At 71.0% G+C, this 19,266-nt stretch carries 21 protein-coding genes; 11 read left to right on the top strand and 10 right to left on the bottom strand.

Going from position 1 to position 19,266, the window contains the following annotated elements:
• Positions 1 to 229 precede the first annotated feature (229 nt).
• Positions 230 to 1,759: a CehA/McbA family metallohydrolase gene (locus tag LUX31_RS26595; protein ID WP_235477740.1), complete on the top strand. Its 1,530-nt coding sequence runs from the start codon at positions 230 to 232 to the stop codon at positions 1,757 to 1,759.
• A 15-nt stretch (positions 1,760 to 1,774) separates the two neighbouring features.
• Here the strand turns inward: LUX31_RS26595 and LUX31_RS26590 are convergent, their stop codons facing one another.
• Both LUX31_RS26590 and LUX31_RS26585 read right to left on the bottom strand, forming a co-directional pair.
• Positions 1,775 to 2,797, bottom strand: a complete 1,023-nt coding sequence (locus LUX31_RS26590; protein WP_235477737.1) for an LAETG motif-containing sortase-dependent surface protein — start codon at positions 2,795 to 2,797, stop codon at positions 1,775 to 1,777.
• A 144-nt stretch (positions 2,798 to 2,941) separates the two neighbouring features.
• Positions 2,942 to 3,760, bottom strand: a complete 819-nt coding sequence (locus LUX31_RS26585; RefSeq protein WP_235477735.1) for an endonuclease/exonuclease/phosphatase family protein — start codon at positions 3,758 to 3,760, stop codon at positions 2,942 to 2,944.
• Positions 3,761 to 3,862: 102 nt separating this feature from the next.
• On the opposite strand from LUX31_RS26585, the gene LUX31_RS26580 reads away from it, so the two are divergent.
• Positions 3,863 to 4,258: a nitroreductase family deazaflavin-dependent oxidoreductase gene (locus LUX31_RS26580; RefSeq protein WP_235477732.1), complete on the top strand. Its 396-nt coding sequence runs from the start codon at positions 3,863 to 3,865 to the stop codon at positions 4,256 to 4,258.
• Positions 4,259 to 4,410: 152 nt separating this feature from the next.
• On the opposite strand, the gene LUX31_RS26575 is transcribed toward LUX31_RS26580, so the two are convergent.
• On the bottom strand, positions 4,411 to 4,821 hold the full coding sequence (locus LUX31_RS26575) for a type II toxin-antitoxin system VapC family toxin (RefSeq protein WP_235477730.1): 411 nt from the start codon (positions 4,819 to 4,821) through the stop codon (positions 4,411 to 4,413).
• Positions 4,818 to 5,093 carry a hypothetical protein gene (locus LUX31_RS26570; RefSeq protein WP_235477728.1) on the bottom strand — a complete coding sequence of 92 codons (276 nt, stop codon included), beginning with the start codon at positions 5,091 to 5,093 and terminating at the stop codon, positions 4,818 to 4,820. Before LUX31_RS26570 ends, LUX31_RS26575 begins: the two co-directional genes overlap by 4 nt.
• A 161-nt stretch (positions 5,094 to 5,254) precedes the next feature.
• Between LUX31_RS26570 and LUX31_RS26565 the strand changes: the two genes are divergently transcribed.
• Positions 5,255 to 5,569: a MazG-like family protein gene (locus tag LUX31_RS26565; RefSeq protein WP_235477726.1), complete on the top strand. Its 315-nt coding sequence runs from the start codon at positions 5,255 to 5,257 to the stop codon at positions 5,567 to 5,569.
• Between the two features lie 63 nt (positions 5,570 to 5,632).
• On the opposite strand, the gene LUX31_RS26560 is transcribed toward LUX31_RS26565, so the two are convergent.
• The 3 genes from LUX31_RS26560 to LUX31_RS26550 all read right to left on the bottom strand — a co-directional run bounded on the left by LUX31_RS26560 (position 5,633) and on the right by LUX31_RS26550 (position 6,707).
• Entirely contained in the window at positions 5,633 to 5,914 is a 282-nt protein-coding gene (locus LUX31_RS26560) for a hypothetical protein (protein WP_235477724.1), read from the bottom strand.
• On the bottom strand, positions 5,911 to 6,186 hold the full coding sequence (locus LUX31_RS26555; RefSeq protein WP_235477723.1) for a hypothetical protein: 276 nt from the start codon (positions 6,184 to 6,186) through the stop codon (positions 5,911 to 5,913). Before LUX31_RS26555 ends, LUX31_RS26560 begins: the two co-directional genes overlap by 4 nt.
• A gap of 74 nt (positions 6,187 to 6,260) precedes the next feature.
• Complete coding sequence (locus LUX31_RS26550; RefSeq protein WP_235477721.1) at positions 6,261 to 6,707, bottom strand: ATP-binding protein; 447 nt, start codon at positions 6,705 to 6,707, stop codon at positions 6,261 to 6,263.
• Between the two features lie 205 nt (positions 6,708 to 6,912).
• On the opposite strand from LUX31_RS26550, the gene LUX31_RS26545 reads away from it, so the two are divergent.
• Together LUX31_RS26545 and LUX31_RS26540 are read left to right on the top strand one after the other, a co-directional pair.
• Positions 6,913 to 7,767, top strand: coding sequence for a helix-turn-helix domain-containing protein (locus tag LUX31_RS26545; RefSeq protein WP_235477719.1), 855 nt, complete (start codon positions 6,913 to 6,915; stop codon positions 7,765 to 7,767).
• Positions 7,768 to 7,777: 10 nt separating this feature from the next.
• The gene (locus LUX31_RS26540) at positions 7,778 to 7,954 is read left to right on the top strand and encodes a DUF397 domain-containing protein (protein ID WP_235477717.1); all 177 of its coding nucleotides are present in this window, start codon (positions 7,778 to 7,780) and stop codon (positions 7,952 to 7,954) included.
• Here LUX31_RS26540 and LUX31_RS26535 read toward each other — a convergent pair.
• The gene (locus LUX31_RS26535; RefSeq protein ID WP_235477716.1) at positions 7,944 to 9,491 is read right to left on the bottom strand and encodes a PucR family transcriptional regulator; all 1,548 of its coding nucleotides are present in this window, start codon (positions 9,489 to 9,491) and stop codon (positions 7,944 to 7,946) included. The two genes, LUX31_RS26540 and LUX31_RS26535, sit on opposite strands and share 11 nt — an antisense overlap.
• A gap of 219 nt (positions 9,492 to 9,710) precedes the next feature.
• On the opposite strand from LUX31_RS26535, the gene LUX31_RS26530 reads away from it, so the two are divergent.
• The 4 genes from LUX31_RS26530 to LUX31_RS26515 all read left to right on the top strand — a co-directional run bounded on the left by LUX31_RS26530 (position 9,711) and on the right by LUX31_RS26515 (position 12,616).
• A complete protein-coding gene (locus tag LUX31_RS26530) occupies positions 9,711 to 11,174 on the top strand; it encodes a sodium:solute symporter (RefSeq protein ID WP_235477715.1) in 1,464 nt (487 codons plus the stop codon).
• A gap of 72 nt (positions 11,175 to 11,246) precedes the next feature.
• Positions 11,247 to 12,038: a class II aldolase/adducin family protein gene (locus LUX31_RS26525; RefSeq protein ID WP_235477714.1), complete on the top strand. Its 792-nt coding sequence runs from the start codon at positions 11,247 to 11,249 to the stop codon at positions 12,036 to 12,038.
• A gap of 51 nt (positions 12,039 to 12,089) precedes the next feature.
• Positions 12,090 to 12,320 carry a hypothetical protein gene (locus tag LUX31_RS26520; RefSeq protein ID WP_235477713.1) on the top strand — a complete coding sequence of 77 codons (231 nt, stop codon included), beginning with the start codon at positions 12,090 to 12,092 and terminating at the stop codon, positions 12,318 to 12,320.
• Positions 12,317 to 12,616 (top strand): type II toxin-antitoxin system PemK/MazF family toxin, encoded by a 300-nt coding sequence (locus LUX31_RS26515; protein WP_235477712.1) that lies wholly within the window; start codon positions 12,317 to 12,319, stop codon positions 12,614 to 12,616. Before LUX31_RS26520 ends, LUX31_RS26515 begins: the two co-directional genes overlap by 4 nt.
• Before the next feature lie 63 nt (positions 12,617 to 12,679).
• Here LUX31_RS26515 and LUX31_RS26510 read toward each other — a convergent pair whose 3' ends face one another.
• The gene (locus tag LUX31_RS26510; protein ID WP_235477711.1) at positions 12,680 to 13,417 is read right to left on the bottom strand and encodes an ANTAR domain-containing protein; all 738 of its coding nucleotides are present in this window, start codon (positions 13,415 to 13,417) and stop codon (positions 12,680 to 12,682) included.
• Between the two features lie 287 nt (positions 13,418 to 13,704).
• Between LUX31_RS26510 and LUX31_RS26505 the strand changes: the two genes are divergently transcribed.
• Together LUX31_RS26505 and LUX31_RS26500 are read left to right on the top strand one after the other, a co-directional pair.
• Positions 13,705 to 14,052 (top strand): STAS domain-containing protein, encoded by a 348-nt coding sequence (locus tag LUX31_RS26505; RefSeq protein ID WP_235477707.1) that lies wholly within the window; start codon positions 13,705 to 13,707, stop codon positions 14,050 to 14,052.
• A complete protein-coding gene (locus tag LUX31_RS26500; RefSeq protein ID WP_235477705.1) occupies positions 14,049 to 15,005 on the top strand; it encodes an anti-sigma factor RsbA family regulatory protein in 957 nt (318 codons plus the stop codon). Before LUX31_RS26505 ends, LUX31_RS26500 begins: the two co-directional genes overlap by 4 nt.
• Before the next feature lie 337 nt (positions 15,006 to 15,342).
• On the opposite strand, the gene LUX31_RS26495 is transcribed toward LUX31_RS26500, so the two are convergent.
• Positions 15,343 to 19,215 carry an nSTAND1 domain-containing NTPase gene (locus LUX31_RS26495; protein ID WP_235480060.1) on the bottom strand — a complete coding sequence of 1,291 codons (3,873 nt, stop codon included), beginning with the start codon at positions 19,213 to 19,215 and terminating at the stop codon, positions 15,343 to 15,345.
• Positions 19,216 to 19,266 lie beyond the last annotated feature (51 nt).

Raw genomic sequence — 19,266 nt, 5'->3', positions numbered from 1 at the left:
GGGCGGCACGCCGTCTGTCCATACCGACCAGTCGGCATTGCCCGGCGACGGGGGTTCGGGACGGCTGTGCGCCGCGCGCTCGAAAGACGGCGATATCCGAGCGATACCCCTGTCTTGTACGGGCGTTCACCCCGGGCCACGAGAGTGGCTATGAAGGTGCTACACGCCACCACTGCGTCACCCACGTCACATCGCCCACGTCATACCCCGACACTCTGGGAGCAGCAGCATGTGCGAAGACGACCACGGATCCGGACTCGGCAGACGCGCCCTCTTCGTGACGGGAGCCGCCGCCGCGCTTACGTTGGGAAGCGTGACCTTCTCCGATGGCAACCCGGCGGCCGCGACCCCCGGCACCGAGACGAAGACGGTACGGGGCACGCTGCCCACCGGCTCCCCCGACTTCGTCTATCTCCCCGTCGAAATCCCTGAGGGCGTACGGGAGTTGAAGGTCGCGTACAGCTACGACCGCCCGTCCGTCCCGGCCGGCACCGCGGGCAACGCGCTCGACATCGGTGTCTTCGACCAGCGCGGCACGGAGCTGGGCGGCAAGGGCTTCCGGGGCTGGTCGGGCGGGGCGCGCACGGAGTTCTTCGTCCGCGCGGACGACGCCACCCCCGGCTACATCCCCGGCCCGGTGAAGGCCGGCACCTGGCACATCGCGCTGGGCCCCTACACGGTCTCCCCTCAGGGCCTCTCGTACGAGATCACCATCACGCTGGCCTACGGCGAGCCCGGCGAGGTCGTCGACCCGGTGTACCCGCCCGAGCGGGCGAAGGGGCGGGGCCGGGCCTGGTACCGGGGCGACTGCCACCTGCACTCCTGGTACTCGGACGGCCGCCGTACCCCGGCGGAACTCGCGGCTCTCGCCCGGGCGGCGGGCCTGGACTTCATCAACTCCTCGGAGCACAACACGCAGTCGGCACACGCCCATTGGGCCGACGAGGCGGGTGACGACCTCCTCATCATGCTGGGCGAGGAGGTGACGACCCGCAACGGTCACGTCGTCGCGCTCGGCATCGACCCGGGCACCTTCGTGGACTGGCGCTACCGGGCCCGCGACAACCGCTTCGGCAAGTACGCGCGCCAGATCCGGAAGGCGGGCGGCCTGGTCGTCCCGGCCCACCCGCACGCCACCTGCGTCGGCTGCAACTGGAAGTTCGGCTTCAACGACGCGGACGCGGTGGAGGTGTGGAACGGCTCCTACTCGCCCGAGGACGAGGTCGCGCTGGCGGACTGGGACGGCATGCTGGTCGCCTCTGTACGGGAGGGCGCGGGCGGCCGGGACTGGATTCCGGCCATGGGCAACAGCGACGCCCACCGCGACCCCGACCCGGTGGGCGTCCCCCAGACGGTGGTCCTGGCCGACGACCTGACCCGGGAGGCGATCCAGGAGGGCCTGAAGGCAGGACGCTCCTACGTAGCCGAGTCCAAGTCGGTCAACCTCGCCCTTACGGCGTCCGGTCCGAAGGGCGAACACGCGGACATCGGGGGCCGGTTGAAGGTCGCGAAGGACGCCCCGGTGACGGTCCGCCTGGAGGTGTCCGGCGCCCCGCGCTGCACGGTCCGCTTCGTGACGGACCAGGGCGTGCTGTTCACCAGCGCGGTCCTGCCCGTCTCGGGCGAGGGGGTCGTGGAGTGGCGTACGACGGCTCAGTACGCGGCGTACGTCCGGGCGGAGGTGCGGCACGAGGCCGTACTGGCACCTCTGCCCGGGGCGTTGGCGGCGTTCACGAACCCGATCTTCCTGGGCCGGTAGCAGGGTCGGGTTCGGTCAGGAAGCCTCGGTGCCGGACCTGCGACGCCGTACGACGTACACGGCACCGGCGCCGAGACCCACGGCCACGGCGCCGACGCCCGCGATCACCGGGAGGGCGGAGGAGGAGCCGGTGTGGGCGAGGTCGCCGGTGGGGGTGGGGTCGGGGGTGACCGGTGAGGTGGTGCCGGTCTGGGGGGTGGGGGTGTTGCCGCCGGTTCCGGTGGTCGGCGTGGAGGTGGGCGCGGAGGTGGCTCCGCCGTCGCCGTTCCCGGTGTCCGTGCCGGGCTTGTGGATGGTGAAGAGCCACTTGTCCCCGTACGAGCACACACCCTGGCCGCCGCCGGCCCGGGCCTGTAGATCGCCGGACCCGATGTTCTCGTGTTCGAGCTCGGGAAAGCGGCCGTAGGGGATGTTCTTGCCGACCTGTACACGCATGGCGATCTTCGTCGTCTTGTGCGGGGCCACGTCGTAGGTGCCGAGCAGCAGGCCGCCGATCTGCACCTCGTTCCACCAGACACCCTTCCAGGTACGGGACTTGGCGTCCCACTCCTGGAGATCGAAGTACTCCAGCACCTCCTTCTGTTGTTCCGGGTCGGGCGCGTTGTCGAGCGCCCATCTCCGCAACTGGACTTCGACGCCCTTGAGAGCGACGTCGGAGCGGTTCTCCAGCTTGAACGTGATATTGCGCCAAACGCTGTCCGCGACGAGCTTGTTGGTCTCGGCGGAAATGGCGGTTTTCAGGATCTTGTCGTCCTTGCCCGGCTCGCTGGGGCATTCCTGCCCCCCATCGGCGGGCGGCTCGGACACGGACAGGGAGGCGGGCACCGACGGTGAGGCACTCGCCGAGGACGACGCGGACTCCGATCCGGACGGGGACGGCGACGCGGACTCACTCGACGCCGGCGCCGAGGCCGACGGACTCGGCGAATCCGTGGCGTACGCGGCGGTCGTCGCGACCGTCCCCGACAGCAGCGCCGCAGGGATCAGCGCGGCGGCTACCACCGCGGCAGGGCGCGCCAAGGCACGGCGGGATCTCATGAAGTGGCCCCCGGTGAAAGGAAGTTGGCAGCGTGAAGCGCACGTTCTCGCGCACGTTCTCGCGCAAGTTCTACTGACACCGGTGTGACCGCTGTGGCGGCCCGATGGTTGTGCCGGGAGGTCGAGCCCGGCACAACTCACGGCTCAGGCGGACGCCAGATCCGCCACCACCGCCGCGTGATCGGACGGCCAGATGCCCTCCACGGCCCCGTGCCCGGCCCGCTCCACCTTGCGCACATGCCCGAGCCCGCCCCGCCCCGGAGGCCCGACGAAGACGTAGTCGATCCGCACGCTGGGCCCGAACCCGGCGGCGACGTACGGGTTGGCGGCGTCCCAGGTAGCGGCGGGGGCCGCCGGATCGGCCAGTTCCCAGGCGTCGAGAAAGACCTGCCCCGGAACAGCCGGGGCCGTCTTGTAACCACCGAACAGCCGGATCTCGTCGGAGTCGGGCCAGGCGTTGAAGTCGCCGGTGATGACGGGCGGGAAGGCGGTGCCGTCACGCCGTTTCGCCACGAACTCCGCGAGGGCGGTGACCTGTTGGCAGCGGACCGCCGAGGCGTGGGACGCGGAGGTGAGGTGGGTGGTGAAGAAGGGCACGTGATGGCCGGGGGCGGCGAGGCGCGCGTAGAGCGCAAGCCGTCCGTCGTCCAACTCCTCCGGCGCCGGCAACCTCATCGCCTCGCTCTCGACGACGGGCCAGCGACTCAGCACCGCGTTCCCGACGTCGACCTTCGCGCCCCCGATACGCCGCTGCCAGCGCTCGGGGGCACCGGAAGGAGCCCAGGTCCAGTGCAGACCGAGCTCATCTGCAAGCCAGGCGGCAAGATTCTCCCCGCCACATTCCCAGACCTCCTGCAGCCCGACGACATCCGGCCGCAGATCCCGTAACACGGACAGAATCGCCTTCTGCCGCGCCTCCCAGGGCCCGAACCGCCACCACAGGTTCCAGGTCACCACGCGCATACTCGCCACCGCCCACCCATCTCACCCAGCTCTTGCCCCTCTGGGAGACCATTCAAGAGCACGCGACAGCAGCGGCACGAGAGCAGGAGGCACAAGACCAATATGTCCCGCTTCACAGAGTTCAGATTCAAGGCCGCCATCACCTTCCAGCGCCGCATCGGCAACCCCGTCACCCGCCGCCTCCCCTTCCAGACCCTCCTGGAGACCACGGGCCGCACGTCCGGGCTCCCCCGCATCACCCCGCTGGGAGGCCGCCGCATCGGCAACGAGTTCTGGCTGGTCTCGGAGTTCGGCGAGAAGTCCCAGTACGTACGCAACATCAAGGCGAACCCGAAGGTGCGGGTGCGGGTCGGGGGGCGGTGGCATTCGGGTACGGCACATCTGCTGCCGGACGACGATCCGCTCGCCCGGCTGCGGACCCTGCCGAAGGTCAACAGCACGGGCGTACGGACGATGGGGACGAATCTGCTGACGGTACGGGTGGATCTGGAGGGCTGAACCTACGTCGGCCGCACTCCGCCCGCAGGAAGGGCGCGGCCGTCCACGACCACTACCGCAACCACCCCCTGCTTTTTCGCAGGTAATCGGCAGTTATGTGCTCCGCTGGCGTCCGTACTTGTTGCCGTCAGGAGTACAGACCGCTGGTCGGGCTACGGCAGGAGTGTCAACGCGGGGACGTGGGCGGGCTTGACGACGCTGAAGTGCCGCCGGTCGAGGGTGGCTACCCGGTCCACGCCGAAGCGCTCGGCCACCGCGATGACCGAGGCGTCGACCCCGCCGAGCGGGAAGTCGGCGTACTGGAGGACCAGCTCACCCATGCGCGTCAGGTCGGTGGGAGTGAGGTGGACCAGCTCGAATGTTCCCCGTGCGACCTCGGCGAGGAACGCCGCTTCGACCTGGGGCCAACGCTCCAGCAGCCAGCAGACCTCGGTCAAGACCGGGCTGGGCAGCAGACGGCGGCCGGTCAGCGACGTCAGCAGTGAGGCGCACTCCGGGTGACGCCGGTCGGCCGCGTTGAGCGCCGCGGCCAGGGGTCCGGTGTCCAGGACCGTGGCGATCACTCCGAGTCGCCGAAGCGCTCGCGCATCCGCTCTCGGATGTAGTCGTCGTGCCGTTCAGCCAGATCCTCTGGGCCGTTCACGCTGCCGATCAGAGCCAGCAGCCCGGCCGGGACCGACTCCTCGTCCTCGTTCGCGTCGACTGCCGACAGTGACTGGGCAACCTGGGACAGTTCCTCGTCCTGGTTGACGAGCAGGCGCAGGCGTCGCACCTGGGTCGGGGAGAGGCGGTCCACCAGGTGGTGCATGTCCTCGTAGTCGAATGCAGCGGTCACGCCAGCAGTCTAGGACGGCCCTGCGGCCCTGGACAGCTGGATCGGCAGAGGTTCACCCCCCACTGGCGTGCGGGCAGTCGCCCGAGGATTGCTGAGCGGCCTCGGTCAGCGCTCTTTTCTGACCCGAACTCCTATACGCACAACCCCGTTTAGAGAACCTGATGGATGCACACACCTGGGACCTCGTCGACCGGCTCCGAGACTGGCTCGACGCCGAGAGCCCGGTGACAGGCGACATCGCGACGGCCATGCGCGTCCTCAAGATCGGCGAGGAGTTCGGCGAGGTCGCCGAAGCCCTGCACGGAGTGATGGGGACGAACCCCAGGAAGGGTGAAAGCCATACGTGGCAGGACGTCCAGGAAGAACTCTGCGACGTCGCGATCACCACCCTGATCGCGCTCGCGACGCTCACCCCGGACGCGCAGAAGGTGTTCGAGGCCAAGCTCCAGCGCATCGCCGACCGCTCGCTCACCTGACCTCAGGACCGGCCACCACTGGTGGCCTGCGCAGCCGCCGAGGGTCCGACCCTTCCGGGGTACTCAGTCCACCACCTGTGGATCCCGGAAGTAGAAGACGACGGTCACCCCCATGCCCGGCGTGTGCGTGTACACGACGGTGATCGCCTCCGCCGAGTCGCGAGCGAGGGGTGTCGTGTACGTGTACTCCACGGAAGGAGGGCGCCAGCCCGGAATCTCGCGGCCGGCCGCCGGGTCCCGCCCGATCACCGCGAGCGCGTCCCGTACGACTTCCCGCTCCCCCTCCGTCAGGTCGCCGAACACCTTCCTCGCGGGTTCGGCCTCCTCCAAGGGAACCTCGTTCACGTACCGCCGCCCCCGCCGCGAGCTTCCTCAAGGGCCGTCATGATCTCCGGCGAGTTCCTGATCCGAACCCGGTGGCGGTAGGCCCTGATCACGGCGGCGAGACCCTTGAAGTCATTGGTCGGGGAAGCCCCGATGGCAGCCGCCAGCTCCTCCTCGAACCGCTCCCGGTCCCCCGGGAAGCCGTAACGGCTGAGCGCACTGCGCAGGTCGTCCACGGTCCGGATCTGTGGGAGCGGCATCTCTCCCCAGGCATGCTCGGGCTGTGCGCTCATGATCTGCTCCTGATGAACGGGCGTGGCTCCACTTCTCAGTATGGCGCCGCTCACGGAAGGCCGACAGGGCGTGATCACCCGGTCACCTCCGTCGGTCCGCAGTCGGCCCACAGCATCTTCCCGCCCTTCGACGCCCCCAGCTCCCGCAGCACCGACACCCCCCACGAGTCCGCACACGCCCGTACGAGATGCAGCCCGCGTCCGCCTTCGGAGTCGTCCGGGGGTACGGCGGCGGGGGCGCCGCCCTCGCGGAAGCCGGGCGGGACCCGGGGATCCGTGTCCCACACCGCGACCCGGAGCCGGTCGGGTTCCGTGGCGAGGAGGCGGAGCATGTACGGGCCCCTGGTGTGGAGTTGGGCGTTGGTGAGCAGTTCGGAGGCGAGGAGTTCTGCGGTGGGGGTGAGGTGGGTGAGGTCGTGGGCGGCCAGGACTGTGCGCAGGGTCGCGCGGGCGATGCCCGGTGCGCGGGGATCGTGCGGGAGCTGGAGGGCGTAGGCCCAGGACGGCGATACGGTGGCCATCGGAAGTCTCCGATCACGCAGGGGAGTTGGATGGTGTTGCCCAGTGACCGTGGCCGCTCCGTCGAGCGGGGTGCTTCTGGGCGGGGGCGCCTAGAGATGAAGATAGGGGTTCCGCAAAGGTGCTTTGCTGGATTCCGAAGGATCTCAGCTCTTTATCCCTCATGTGGGTGACGGACCCCTTCAGCGCGCGCGGCAAGGAGACGACATGACGACACGGCCCACTCAGACGGCCCGACGTGTCCGGCTCGCGACGGAGCTGCGCAAACTCCGGGAGCGGGCGGGGATGACCGCGACGGAGACAGCGCCACTGCTGGGCACCAGTTCCGGTCAACTCAGCAATGTGGAGTCCGCCCGATTCGGAGTGAGCCCCGACCGCGTCCGCGCGATGGCCCGCCTCTACTCGTGCACGGACCAGGCCTACATCGACGCCCTCGCCAGCATGGCCGGCGAGAGGACTCGGGGCTGGTGGTGGGAGTCGTACCGCGAAGTGCTGCCGTCGGGGTTGCTCGCCCTCGCTGAACTGGAGCACCACGCAACCGCCCTGCGCACCGCCTTCACCTCACACATCCCCGGAATGCTCCAGACCGCCGAGCACGCCCGCGAGATCTTCCGGCACGTGATCCCGGCACCCACCCCGCCCGAGGTCGAGCACCGGGTCTCGTACCGCGTCAAACGGCAGGACGTCGTATACCGGGCCGACCCGAATCCGTACAGCACCGTCATCCATGAGGCCGCCCTGCACATGAGGGTCGGCGGCCGTGATGTGGCTCGCGCGCAGCTCCGGCATCTGCTCGACATGAGCGAGCGGGATCACATCACCCTGCGGGTGCTGCCGTTCGACGTCGGCGCGTTCCCCGGGTCGGGACAGTCCATCAACTACCTGTGCGGGCCCGTACCGCAGCTGGACACGGTCCAACTCGACCAGTTCCACGGCCCCATGCTGCTGGATGCCGAGGCCCATCTGGAGAAGTACCGGCGCCTCCTGGACACTGTCGAGGCTGTCGCCCTCGGCCCGGAGAAGTCCCGGGACCTGATCCTTGCCATCGCCCAGAACCTGTAGAGGAGCCCTCATGTCCCAGCACGTCTGGACGAAGTCGTCCCACTGCCAGGAAGGCGAGGCCTGCGTCCACATATCCGTCACCGCCGAAACGGTCCTCCTCTCCGATTCAGCGACCCCCTCCCCCACATCCATCCTCACCACCACCCACCCCGCCTTCGCCGCCCTCATCCGCATGCTCAGGAAGTAGCGTCAGGCTCCAACCACTGCAGCGCGAACCACAGTTCCATCCGTACGCCGGGATCCTGGAGGTCGACTCCCAGCGCCTCGCCCACCCTGGCCAAGCGGTGCCGCACCGTGTTGCGGTGGACCTGGAGACTCGCGGCCGTGCGGTCCCAGCTGCCGTGGAGGGTCAGCCAGGTGTGGAGGGTGTCCAGGAGGACCTGGGCGCCCGGGGTGCCCGCCTCGGCGAGTGGGGCGAAGCGGGTGCGGGCCAGGTCGCGGGCGTCGGCCGGGGGGACCAGGGCGTGGACCGTCAGCGGGTCCTCCGTGTGGACGGCGGCCGGTAGCTGCGCGGCCAGCGCGCGTTGTAGGGCTCGTTCCGCCTGGCGGTCGGCCTGGGGGAGGTTCGAGGCGGATACGGGCGTGCTGAAACCCAACGTCCAGCCCAGTTCCGCCACTTGGGCGGGAGCCTCGGGGCGAGCGTCCGGTTCGCCGGGGATCAGGGCCTTCAGGTCGGAGCCGTCCACGTACAAGTACGGGGTGCCCAAGGCCGTTCCCAGGGTGGCTAGTTGGGCCGGGTCCTCGCCCGGGGAGACCGAGCGTGCGTGGCGGCCGTGGACCACTGTCCAGTGGCCGGCATCGAGGGCGGGGGCTACCTCCGCCGGGGTCGCTCCCAGCATCAGCCGTACCAGCGCGCCCGCGCCTCGGGTGTCGGTGCCCAGGGCGTGCCGGGGGCTCGTCAGCAGGGCCAGCAGGACTGTCGCCGTGCTGGTGATCTGGCGGTGGACCGGGGTCGGGGCCGTGGTGGTGGCCTGGCCGAGGGCGAGGGTCGTAGTGGTGGCGGTGCCGTCGGGGCCTGGCAGGGTGTGGACCGTCAGGTGGGTTCCGGTCCGGTGGTCGGCCGCCGCGGATCGGGCGGCGCCGCGTGTGCGTACGGCCAGGTCGCGCAGGCGTTCCGGGGTGGGGGACGCCGGTCGGGGGCCCGCGCTGAAGAGTTCGCTGCCGTGGGCGTCGTAGAGGACCGCCCAGGCGCCGGCGTGCGCGGCGAGCCGGTCGAGGACGGCCCGTAGCGCGTCCGGCCTGGCCGCTGCCGTGGCCAGCGCCGACTGCGCCCGGGAGATCTCCCGCAGTTCGCGGGTGCGGACCTCGGCGATCGCCGTGTACGTGGCCTGACCGACCGCCACGAACGGGGTGGACGGCGGGATGCGCAGGAGTGGGAGGCCGTGGCGGTCGCAGGCGGCGACCAGGTCGGGCGGCACCTCCTCGTACACGGGGGCCACGCCGAATCCGAGCGCGCTCACGCCGGTGGCGGCGACCTGTCGTACGTACGTGTCGATGCCGTCGGCGTCGCGAGGCAGCCGTACACCCGCGGTGAGGAGCAGCTCGCCGACCACCAGATACGGTGCCGGGTTCTCGATCTCCGTCGTGCCGACCGTACTCACGCGACGGTCCTCGGCGGGGCCCGCGATCTGGCGCAGGCCCAGGGCGGGATCGGCGAGCAGTGCGCTCAGCGGTACGGACGGCTGTTCGGACGGCCGTTCGGACGACCGTTCGGGCTCGGTCATCAGGAGACGTCCTCTCTCGCGCGAGTGACGGAATCATCCAATGGAATTCTCCATATTGGATGAATCCGCCACTTCGGCACCAGTACCGCCCGCCGCTATCGTCGTGCCACCTACAGGGCACCACCCCCGCCTTTGCCCCCCGCATCCCCCTTTTCCGGCCCGGCCCGCACCCGGTCGCCGACATCCCCTCCCCTCTCCCCTCGTTCCCCGGAGGATCTGATGACCGTCGACTACCTCGTCATGGCCGCATACCTGCTCGGCATCGTCGGTGTCGGCTGGTGGGGCAAGAAACGTGCCGCCTCCAAGAGCGACTTCCTCGTCGCCGGCCGGCGGCTGGGCCCGCTCATGTACACCGGGACGATGGCCGCCGTCGTTCTCGGCGGCGCCTCCACCATCGGTGGCGTACGGCTCGGCTACACGTACGGGATATCCGGCGCCGCCATGGTCTTCGCCATCGGGCTCGGGCTGCTGGCCCTGAGCGTGTTCTTCTCCGCCCGTATCGCGCGCCTCAAGGTCTACACCGTCGCCGAGATGCTCTCCCTGCGCTACGGCGACACCGCCGCCGTGATCTCCGGCGTCGTGATGTGGATCTACACGCTCATGCTGGTCGTGACCTCCACGATCGCGTACGCCAGTGTCTTCGACGTCCTGTTCGACGTGCCGAGCTGGGTCGCGGTGCTCATCGGCGGGACGATCGTCGTCGGCTACTCGGCGCTCGGCGGGATGTGGTCCATCACGCTCACCGACATGGTGCAGTTCGTGGTCAAGAGCCTCGGGGTGCTCGTCCTGCTGCTGCCCATCGCCGTGGTCAAGGCGGGAGGATTCTCCGCCATGGCCGACAAGCTGCCGGACGGCTTCCTCTCCCCGACCTCCATCGGCGGCCAGACCATCTTCACCTTCGTCCTGATCTACACCTTCGGCATGCTCATCGGGCAGGACATCTGGCAGCGGGTCTTCACCGCCCGCTCGGACAGGGTCGCCGCCTGGGGCGGTACGGTCGCCGGCGTCTACTGCCTGGTCTACGCCCTGGCCGGAGCCGTCATCGGCATGGCCACCAAGACCCTCTACCCGAGCCTCGCCGCCGCCGACCAGGCGTTCGCCACGATCGTCCAGCACGCCCTGCCCACCGGGGTCAGGGGCCTGGTCCTGGCCGCCGCGCTCTCCGCGATGATGTCCACGGCGAGCGGCGCGCTGATCGCCTCCGCGACCGTCGCCAACAACGACATCTGGGCGCGGCTGAGCCGACGTACGAGCTCCGGTACGACGGGTTCGGAGGACGGCGACGAGATCAGTGCCAACCGGCTCGCCATCGTCGTCCTCGGGGTGGCCGCCATGGCCATCGCCTGTGTCCTCGGCGATGTCATCGAAGCCCTCACCGTCGCCTACAACCTGCTCGTCGGCGGGCTGCTCGTGCCCATCCTCGGCGGGCTGCTCTGGAAGCGCGGGAACCTCCAGGGTGCGATGGCCTCGATGATCGCGGGCGGTACGACGGTCATCGCCTTCATGGTGACCGACGGGCTCCTCGCCAACGAGCCGATCTACTACGGCCTGTTGGCCGGCCTCGTCGCCTACGTGGCCGTCAGCCTCCTGACCGAGCCGACCGAGGAAGCCGTCGTCGAGGCATGGCACCGCCGCCTGGCGGGCGAACCGGCCCCGGCCGCACCGGAGTTGAGCGTGGCTTGACCGGCCGGTACCGGAAGCCCCCCCCTTGAACCACCCGCACCCGCACGTGCCGCACCTCAGCGAAAGGTCCCCATGTCCGGCCCCGCCGTCTCCCCGGTCTCCCCGGTCTCCCCGGTCTCCCCGGAAGAACTGCGCCTGCGCCGCGAACTCGCCGCGGTCTACCGCCTCGTGGCGCACTTCCGGATGACCGACCTGATCTTCACGCACATCTCCGTCCGGCTCCCCGGCCCGGAGCAGCACTTCCTCATCAACCCGTACGGCCTCCTCTTCGAGGAGATCACCGCGTCGAACCTCGTCCGGATCGACCTGGACGGCCACCCCGTCGGCGAGAGCCCCCACCCGGTCAACCCCGCCGGCTTCGTCATCCACAGCGCGATCCACGCGGCCCGGTCCGACGCCCACTGTGTCCTGCACACCCACACCAGGGCGGGCTGCGCCGTCGCGGCCCAGGAGCACGGGCTGCTCCCCCTGAACCAGATCTCCATGGAGTTCTACGGCAGGCTCGGCTACCACGACTACGAGGGCGTCGCCCTGAACCTGGCCGAACAGAAGCGCCTGGTCGCCGACCTCGGCGGCCACCCGGCGATGATCCTGCGCAACCACGGCCTGCTCACGGTCGGCGAGACCCCGGCCCAGGCGTTCCTGCGCATGTACTACCTGGACAAGGCCTGCGAGATCCAGACCACGGCCACCGCGTCCGGCACCCCGCTCGTCATCCCCAGCCCCGACATCTGCGAACTCACCGCCCGCCAGCTCACGGGCGAGGACGACAGCTCGGACCTCCAGGACGACCAGGCGTACGCCCTGGCCTGGTCGGCCCTGCTCCGGCTGGTGGAGCGCATCGCCCCCGACTACACGGACTGACCCGGGGTCGAGGACATGATGGGGACACATGACGTTGCGTATGATGCCCATATGACGGTGAACATGACGATGAGCCTGCCCGACGAAGTGGCCGCCTTCGTGAAGGCCAAGGGGAACGCCTCCGCGTACACCGCCCGGATACTGCGTCGCGAGATGCTCGCCGAGGAACTGGCGAAGTCCGCGCGAGTGCGGGCCGAGGCCGGAATCGTGACCACTGCCGCGGAGCCCGCCGAAACCGAGGACGCCACCTTGGAGCGCTGGGCGCGGGTGGCGGGCCGATGAAGCGTGGGCACGTCTACCAGCTCACTCTCGCCGGCCGCCCCGCACACGTCCTGGTGATCTCCTCCGACGCCCTGAACGCGCAGAACAAGACCGCCACCTGCGCACTGATCTACCCGCAGCAGGTACGCGAGGCGACACTCGTCGACATTCCTGTCAGCGTTCCCTCCTCGGGCACCATCGTGCTGGGCGAGTTCCGCACCCTGTCCGGCGCGCGCTTCACCGAGGACCTGGGGAAGGTGGACGAGCGGGTCATGGAAGCCGTCGAAATCGGACTGCGCGCCATCTTCGGCCTGTAGCAGCGGACGGCCTGCCCTTTTCCGGCGGTCTTTCCAACGGCTTTCCAACGGCCTTTCCAACGGTCAGGACACGCGCCGCTGCTGCCGATCCACCGCGTCCCGCAGTGCCGTGCGTACGGGCTCCGTGGGAGCGGGGCCGCCGGTGCTCACCGTCACGAGGGCCTCGGCGACGTCGCGGAGTTTGGTGTTCGCGTGCTGGGAGGCGTCGCGCAGGGTGTCCCAGGCCTGGTCGGCGGTGCAGGACTCGACGGCCATGAGGATCCCTCGGGCCTGGTCGATGACCGGGCGGGACGCCATGGCCTGCTCCAGTTGCTGAACCTGCTCCTGGAGCCTCTCCACCTGTTCCGCCCGCTCCGCGGCCACCGCCGACAGCCCCTGGTCGGAGCGCAGGGAGGCGAGCAGTCGGCCCGTGTCCGGGGGCGGTTGATCGGAGGCGGGCCCCGCGGGGTCGGATTCGGTCGCCGGGACCGACAGGCCGGTGATCTCCAGGATGCGGCGGGGCTGGCCGGTCCAGTTGACGGTCCGCAGGGAGATGCCGGCGAGGCCGCTGTAGTCCTCCAGGCGTTCCAGGAACTGCAGCCCGGCGGTGTCCATGAAGGTGACCTCGGCCATGTCCAGGACCAGCCCGTCCGTCCCGCCGGGGAGCTTGCCCAGGACGGGGTCGAGCACCGTGGTGCAGCCGTGGACGATCTCCCCGCTCGGTACCAGGACCGCGGTGCTGCCACGCGTCTCGGTACGGATCGTCAACGGCCCCTCGGCGCCGGACAGTAAGAAGGGACTGGTAGCGGTCGGGGCAGACATGTACTCACCTCGGGTCTCGATCCAGATGCGCTGTCGGGGTCCGCACCTTCCTGCACTGCGCGGCTCTGGCGTTGCCCGCGGCCGTCGTGCTCTGGCTCCTGCCCCGTCCGATACGACCTACTCCGGATCCGGTGTGGAGACACGGGGCCGGTCTTCCTGTCCGTGCCTGCCCGAGCGTCGCCGACACGGCAGCGTAATACTGGGGTGGGAGCGACGGCGGGATATGGGAGAGCCAACCGGCATACGGGGGTGGGTGCGTGGACAGTTTGCGGCAGGTGAATGCCTCGGTGCCGGAACCGGAACCGGCTCCGGCCGAGAGCGCGTTACTGCTGTGCCCGTTGCCGGACCGAGCGGGGTGGCGGGCGGTCGGTGAGGTCACCTCGGCCACATGTCCGGCCTGGGAGCAGGCGTTGGGGCAGTCGACCCTTCGTACCGAGATCGTGTGGCACCTGGAGATGTCCGCCGTGACCTTCGTCGATGTCGCCGGTGTCTCGGCCCTCGCCATGACCGCTCAGGACCTTCCGGACCTGCCGGCCGGGCGGCGCATCGTGGTCGAACGGCCGCCTGCCACACTGCGAAGGCTGCTGGAAATGTTCTGGCCGGAGCTGTCCGTGATCGAGGTGGTGACGCGATGACCGCCCCGCGGACCCCCGAGCCGGCCACCGAGCCGTTCGTGCATCCCGCCCTGTTCTACCGGGGCGAGGAGGAGTACCTGGACGGCACGGTGCCGTTCATCCGCGAGGGACTGAAGGCGGGCCTGCCGGTGGCGGTCGCCGTGCCCGGGCGGCAGTTGGCCCTGCTCAGGGAGGGCCTGGACGGGGATGCCGCGTCCGTGTACTTCGTCGACATGACCGAGGCGGGCCGCAACCCGGGCCGGATCATCCCGAGGGTGCTGCGCGCGTTCGCCGACGCCCACCCCCGGACCCACGTACGGATCATCGGGGAGCCGATCTGGCCCGGCCGCAGCAGCGTCGAGTACCCGGCGTGCGTGCAGCACGAGGCGCTGATCAACCTGGCCTTCCAGGGCCGGGACGTGACCATCCTCTGCCCGTACGACGCCGAGCACCTCGACGAGAAGGTGCTCACCGACGCTTACGCCACCCACCCGGTGATCGTCTCCGGCGGAAGCGGAACTTGGCGGCCCAGTCCCTCGTACGCGCCCGGGGAGGTCATCGCCCACTACAACCGGCCGTTCCCGGCGGCTCCCGCGTCGGCCGAGCCCCAGTTGTTCGGCGTCGACGAGCTGCCGGCCGTCAGGCACCACGCCGTCGCGCGGGCGGCGCGGCTGGGCCTGTCCGGCGTACGACTGGACGATCTCGCCCTGGCCGTGGCCGAGTTGACCACCAACAGCGTGGTGCACGGCGGCGGCTCAGGCAGCCTGCGGATCTGGGCCGAGGACGGCCAGGTGGTGTGCGAGGTCCGCGACCGGGGCCGGCTGACCGATCCGCTCGCCGGGCGCCGCCCCGCCGCCCGGGACCAGCGGGGCGGACGCGGCCTGCTGCTGGTGCACACCGTCACGGACCTGGTCCGGACCCACACCGGCTCCGACGGTACGGCCGTCCGCGTCCACCTCCGCATCGGCCGCTAGCCGGACGCTCGACGCCGTATCCCCGCCGAAGGTTGCGCGGGGCGCTGTTGCGGACATCACGGGTGAATTTGACCAATCGTTCCTCGTCGTCGTCCGGTGCTCGGCGCCTCGCTCACCGCCTGTCCGCTCGCCTGCCTCACCGGATGCGGCGCGGCCCCATGACAGCGGCCGAACGTCTCGGTGGTCCGGCTGCCGGATCGCACCTGGCCGCCGGAAACGACGTACGGCTGTTACAGGGATGCGGAACGCGTGGTCGTACGGGCTTCGGCCGGCGACGGACACCTTTCGGCGGACCCGCACCGCGGGAGAGGCAAGGTGGCGCAGAGCCCTGAGTGGCTCAGTCGCACGGCTTTCGGTAGTCGAAGTCCGGGAGCCGGCGTCGCCAGCCCTCGCGGGTGAGCGGTGCGCCGGATGTCGCGCAGGTCCGGGCCGCCGCGGCTGTCGCGTCCGCCGACCACAGGCGCACCACGCTGCCGCTCGCGGTCAGGACGCGCCGCCCGCCCTCCGTCGGCGCGGCCCCGGTGAAACTCTCGCCGGGGGCGCGCAGGGTCACCCGTACGACGGGACGGTGCGGATCGATCACGTTCCACAGGGCGGCGGTGCCGTCCTCGGCGGCGCTGAGCAGCGTGCGTCCGTCGGCGGCGAAGGTCACGCGGGTGACATAGCGGGTGTGCCGGCGCGGTGGCTCCGGCAGTTTCCGCGGCTCGCGCAGCGGTCGGCGCGGGTCGACACGCCACAGCTGGACCGCCCCGTCCTGCCCGCCGGACGCGAGCAGCCCGCTCCGCGGCCCGGCGAACGCCACTGCCGTCACGATCCCTTCGTGGGCGGGCAGTTCGTGCAAGGGGACCTCACGCATCGGCAGTCGGCGCGTGGGGTGTCCATCGCGGCCAGCGGGGTGTCCGTCGCCGTCCCACACCCGCACCTTTCCGTCGCTCTCCGCCGTGGCGACCAGCCGGCCGCCGAGGCCGAAGGCGACATCGCTCACGCCTGCCGTGGAGGGCGTGGTCAGGTCGGCCCGCCGTAGCAGGGTGGCGTCGGGCCGGACGTCCCACAGGAAGGTGTGGTCGTCGTAGCTCGCGCTGGCCAGACGGGTGCCGTGCGGTGCGAAGGCGAGCGCGGTGACGTCCTCGTCATGGGCTTCAAGCCTGTCCAGCAAACGGGGACGGGTCGGCCGGGTCACGTCCCACAGCAGTACCCGCCCGTCGGCCGTGCCCGTGGCCAGCCGCCGTCCGGCCGGGTCGAAGGCCACCGCCGACACCCCACCCGCGTGCTCCAGTCGCCCTGCCTGCTTCGGGCGTTCGGGAACGGAGACATCCCACAGCCGGGCCGTGCCGTCGGTGGACGCGGTCGCGGCGAAGCCCCGTCCGTCGTGCGTGGCCACGTCGGTGACAGCGCCGGTGTGCCCCAGAAGGACGGGCAACGGAAACCGCCATGCGTGGGCCGTGCCGCCCGCGTCGGCTCCGGTGAACAACGTGGCCCCGTCCGGCGACCAGGCCAGCGACTGCAACGGCGTCGGATGCTCCAGCGTGAGCAGTACGGTTCCTGTCAGCGGGTCCCGCAGCAGCAGCGCTCCGCCGCTCGCCGCCTCGGCGAGGAGGGAGCCGTCCGGGCTGTAGGCCATCCCGGCGGCGAAGTTACCGGCATGCTCCCCCTCGGTCCGGGTCCGGCAGACACCGCGCCGGTCCAGCGCGCACATCCACAGGGAGCCGTCGTCGAGACCGATGGCGAGCCGACGGCCGTCCGGCGCCAGCGCGGCCTCGGTCACCCGACGCCCGGGGAACGACACCGTGTCCGCGTGGGCGTACCGGCCGTCCGCCCGCCGCGCCCACACCACCGCCGCGCCCGCCCCGTCCGTCCCGTCCCCGGTGGCGATCAGGGAACCCTCGCGGCTGACCGACACGGAGACCAGGTTCTTCCGTCCCGCGTCGAGCCCTGGCAGCGGGGCCGGCCGGGCCGGGTCGCTCAGATCCCATCGCCGCAGCACGCCGTCGGCACAGGCCACCGCCACGGTCCGGCCGTCGCGGGCGACCCGTACGTCGCGCCCGCCGCCCACCGCCCACAGCAGCGGGCCGGGGGTCGGCCGCAGGGAGCCGTGCGTACGCCAGACCCGGATCTCCCGGCTGTCCGCGATCACAAGGGCCCGCCCGCCATCGCCATCGGCCTCACCCGCACCGGCGAACGCCATCCCGTACACCACGCGCGGTGGCCGGAACCTCAGCTGAGCCTCGACACGCGCCCGCGTCCGGGTCAGGGGCTGCCGCCAGATGCGTACGAGACCTTCGCGTGTGCCCAGTGCCACCGTCCCGCCGGGGCCGAACGCGATCGCCGACACCTTGTCGCCGTTGCCCCGCAGCGGGACGGGATACGGCAGCCCGGAGTTGCCGCTCACGGCGTCCCGCGCCTGCGGCGCCCCGGGATCCTCTCGGTACGCGGCGACGGCGAGCGTCGCGGCCAGCGCCGGGTCGGCGGAGCGGAGCGCGCCCGCACCCTCCGCCAACGCGACGGCCCGCGCGGCCCGTTGCCCACGGTCGGCGGCCTTCCCCTCCCGGACCGCCACCGCGCGCTGGTCGACGGCGACCACGGCGACGAGTACGACCACCACCACGAGCCCGATCAGGGCGGCCAGGGCCCGCCGCAGGCGCCGCAGTCCGCGTCTCGCCTCCCGGTCGCTCGCCGCGAGGAAGGCCTGCTCCCGCTCGTCCGCCCGTCCCGGGTGATCGGCGGCCCACTGGGCGGCGACGCTCAACACGGCGCCCTGCCACAGGAGTTCGGACCGCCGTCCATGCCGTTCCCAGGCCTCGGCTGCCTCCGTGAGCCGTTGCCGGGTGCGCAGTCCCGCCCGGTCGGCGTCGATCCAACCGGCCAGCCGTGGCCAGGCCCGCAGCAGGGCCTCGTGGGTGATCTCCACCCGTGCGCTGTCCACGGTGAGCAGCCGGGCCCGGGTGAACGCCTCCAGCGCCGGCCCGGCCTCCTCCCCCAGCGCGGAGCGCTCGACACACCGCCGGCTGTCCCCGCCCTCCTCCCCCACCTGCACCATGCGCAGGATCAACTCCCGGGCGGCGGCCCGGTCTTCGGGACGCAGATCGAGATACGTGCGCTCGGCGGTGGTCGCGACCGCACCCCGGATTCCGCCCGTGCGTCGATAGCCCTCGACGGTGAGCCGACGGCCGGTGCGCTGCTGCCAGGTCGCGAGCAGGGCGTGCGAGAGCAGGGGCAGGGCGCCCGGGTCGTAGCCGTGTCCGCCCGGGTCGAGGTCGTGCAGCAGTACGGCGAGCAGGCCGGGCTCCAGTTCGGTGCCCGCCAGTGCCGCAGGGCGCTCGACCGTCTCCGCGAGTTCGCTGCGGCTCATCGCACCGAGCGCCAGGGGCCGCCGTTGCAGGGCCCGCACCAGCCCCGGGTGGGTGAGGCAGCGGTCGAAGAAGTCCGCGCGCACGGCCAGGACGGCCAGCGGCAGCGCACACAGCACATCGAGATACGCGGCGCGCTCGGTCTCGTCCTCGCACAGGGTGAACACCTCTTCCAACTGGTCGACGACCAGCAGGACATGCTCGGTCCCGGGTGGTACGGACCCGGCCCGGACGCGTTCGGTGAGTGTTCGTACGTCCGTCGTCCCGAGCGGCTCGGTCAGCGCGCGGACGAGGGCGTCCACCGGGCGGGCGGTGGGCGTCACGACGACACACCGCCACCGCCCGTCCGACGCACCGGGGGACACCAGGGGATCGCCCGGCGGCGCGGGCAGTTCGCCCCGCGCGACCGCCGGCAGCAGCCCCGCCCGCAGCAGCGACGACTTGCCCGAACCCGACGCACCGAACACGACGACGGGCCCGCCGCCACGCACGGCCGACGCCACCCGGTCCACCAGGTCGGTGGTGGCCGCCGTACGGCCGAAGAACCAGCGCGTGTCCCCGACCCCGAAGTGGGCGAGCCCACGGTACGGGCAGGGCGTCGCGCGCTGGCCGGGCAGCGCGGCGGGTGTCTCGCACAGCGTCCGCAGTTCGCCATCGGCGTCGAGAGCGATGTCGATGGCGACCGCCATGGCGAGATGAGCGCGCTTGCGGCCGTGCTCGACGTTCGAGAGATGCCCCTTGCTGTACTTCGTCAGCCGCGCCAACTCCGCCAGTGACACTCCGCGCTCGTTCCGAATCCGCCGCAGGGCCTTGCCGAAGGCCTCGCCCCCCGTCTTCTCCTCCACCGCGTTCCCCCAGGTCATCACGTGTATTCCGGTACCCCGGAAAGTGGGATACGGGCCGCTCCTAGCGTG

Origin of the sequence: Streptomyces sp. GQFP (genome assembly GCF_021545335.1) — a bacterium.
Taxonomy (GTDB): domain Bacteria; phylum Actinomycetota; class Actinomycetes; order Streptomycetales; family Streptomycetaceae; genus Streptomyces.
Note: the sequence above shows the minus strand (reverse complement) of the source record. Positions and strands in the feature narration are given on the sequence as shown.

What these genes read in the sequence shown, in the direction of transcription:
- LUX31_RS26595 (WP_235477740.1), top strand. Translation starts at nt 230, where the DNA reads ATGTGCGAAGACGACCACGGATCCGGACTCGGCAGACGCGCCCTCTTC.
- LUX31_RS26515 (WP_235477712.1), top strand. Translation starts at nt 12,317, where the DNA reads ATGAAGCGTGGGCACGTCTACCAGCTCACTCTCGCCGGCCGCCCCGCA.
- LUX31_RS26495 (WP_235480060.1), bottom strand. Translation starts at nt 19,215, where the DNA reads ATGACCTGGGGGAACGCGGTGGAGGAGAAGACGGGGGGCGAGGCCTTC.
- LUX31_RS26525 (WP_235477714.1), top strand. Translation starts at nt 11,247, where the DNA reads ATGTCCGGCCCCGCCGTCTCCCCGGTCTCCCCGGTCTCCCCGGTCTCC.
- LUX31_RS26550 (WP_235477721.1), bottom strand. Translation starts at nt 6,707, where the DNA reads ATGGCCACCGTATCGCCGTCCTGGGCCTACGCCCTCCAGCTCCCGCAC.
- LUX31_RS26500 (WP_235477705.1), top strand. Translation starts at nt 14,049, where the DNA reads ATGACCGCCCCGCGGACCCCCGAGCCGGCCACCGAGCCGTTCGTGCAT.
- LUX31_RS26510 (WP_235477711.1), bottom strand. Translation starts at nt 13,417, where the DNA reads ATGTCTGCCCCGACCGCTACCAGTCCCTTCTTACTGTCCGGCGCCGAG.
- LUX31_RS26590 (WP_235477737.1), bottom strand. Translation starts at nt 2,797, where the DNA reads ATGAGATCCCGCCGTGCCTTGGCGCGCCCTGCCGCGGTGGTAGCCGCC.
- LUX31_RS26530 (WP_235477715.1), top strand. Translation starts at nt 9,711, where the DNA reads ATGACCGTCGACTACCTCGTCATGGCCGCATACCTGCTCGGCATCGTC.
- LUX31_RS26580 (WP_235477732.1), top strand. Translation starts at nt 3,863, where the DNA reads ATGTCCCGCTTCACAGAGTTCAGATTCAAGGCCGCCATCACCTTCCAG.
- LUX31_RS26540 (WP_235477717.1), top strand. Translation starts at nt 7,778, where the DNA reads ATGTCCCAGCACGTCTGGACGAAGTCGTCCCACTGCCAGGAAGGCGAG.
- LUX31_RS26520 (WP_235477713.1), top strand. Translation starts at nt 12,090, where the DNA reads ATGACGGTGAACATGACGATGAGCCTGCCCGACGAAGTGGCCGCCTTC.
- LUX31_RS26545 (WP_235477719.1), top strand. Translation starts at nt 6,913, where the DNA reads ATGACGACACGGCCCACTCAGACGGCCCGACGTGTCCGGCTCGCGACG.
- LUX31_RS26565 (WP_235477726.1), top strand. Translation starts at nt 5,255, where the DNA reads ATGGATGCACACACCTGGGACCTCGTCGACCGGCTCCGAGACTGGCTC.
- LUX31_RS26535 (WP_235477716.1), bottom strand. Translation starts at nt 9,491, where the DNA reads ATGACCGAGCCCGAACGGTCGTCCGAACGGCCGTCCGAACAGCCGTCC.
- LUX31_RS26585 (WP_235477735.1), bottom strand. Translation starts at nt 3,760, where the DNA reads ATGCGCGTGGTGACCTGGAACCTGTGGTGGCGGTTCGGGCCCTGGGAG.
- LUX31_RS26555 (WP_235477723.1), bottom strand. Translation starts at nt 6,186, where the DNA reads ATGAGCGCACAGCCCGAGCATGCCTGGGGAGAGATGCCGCTCCCACAG.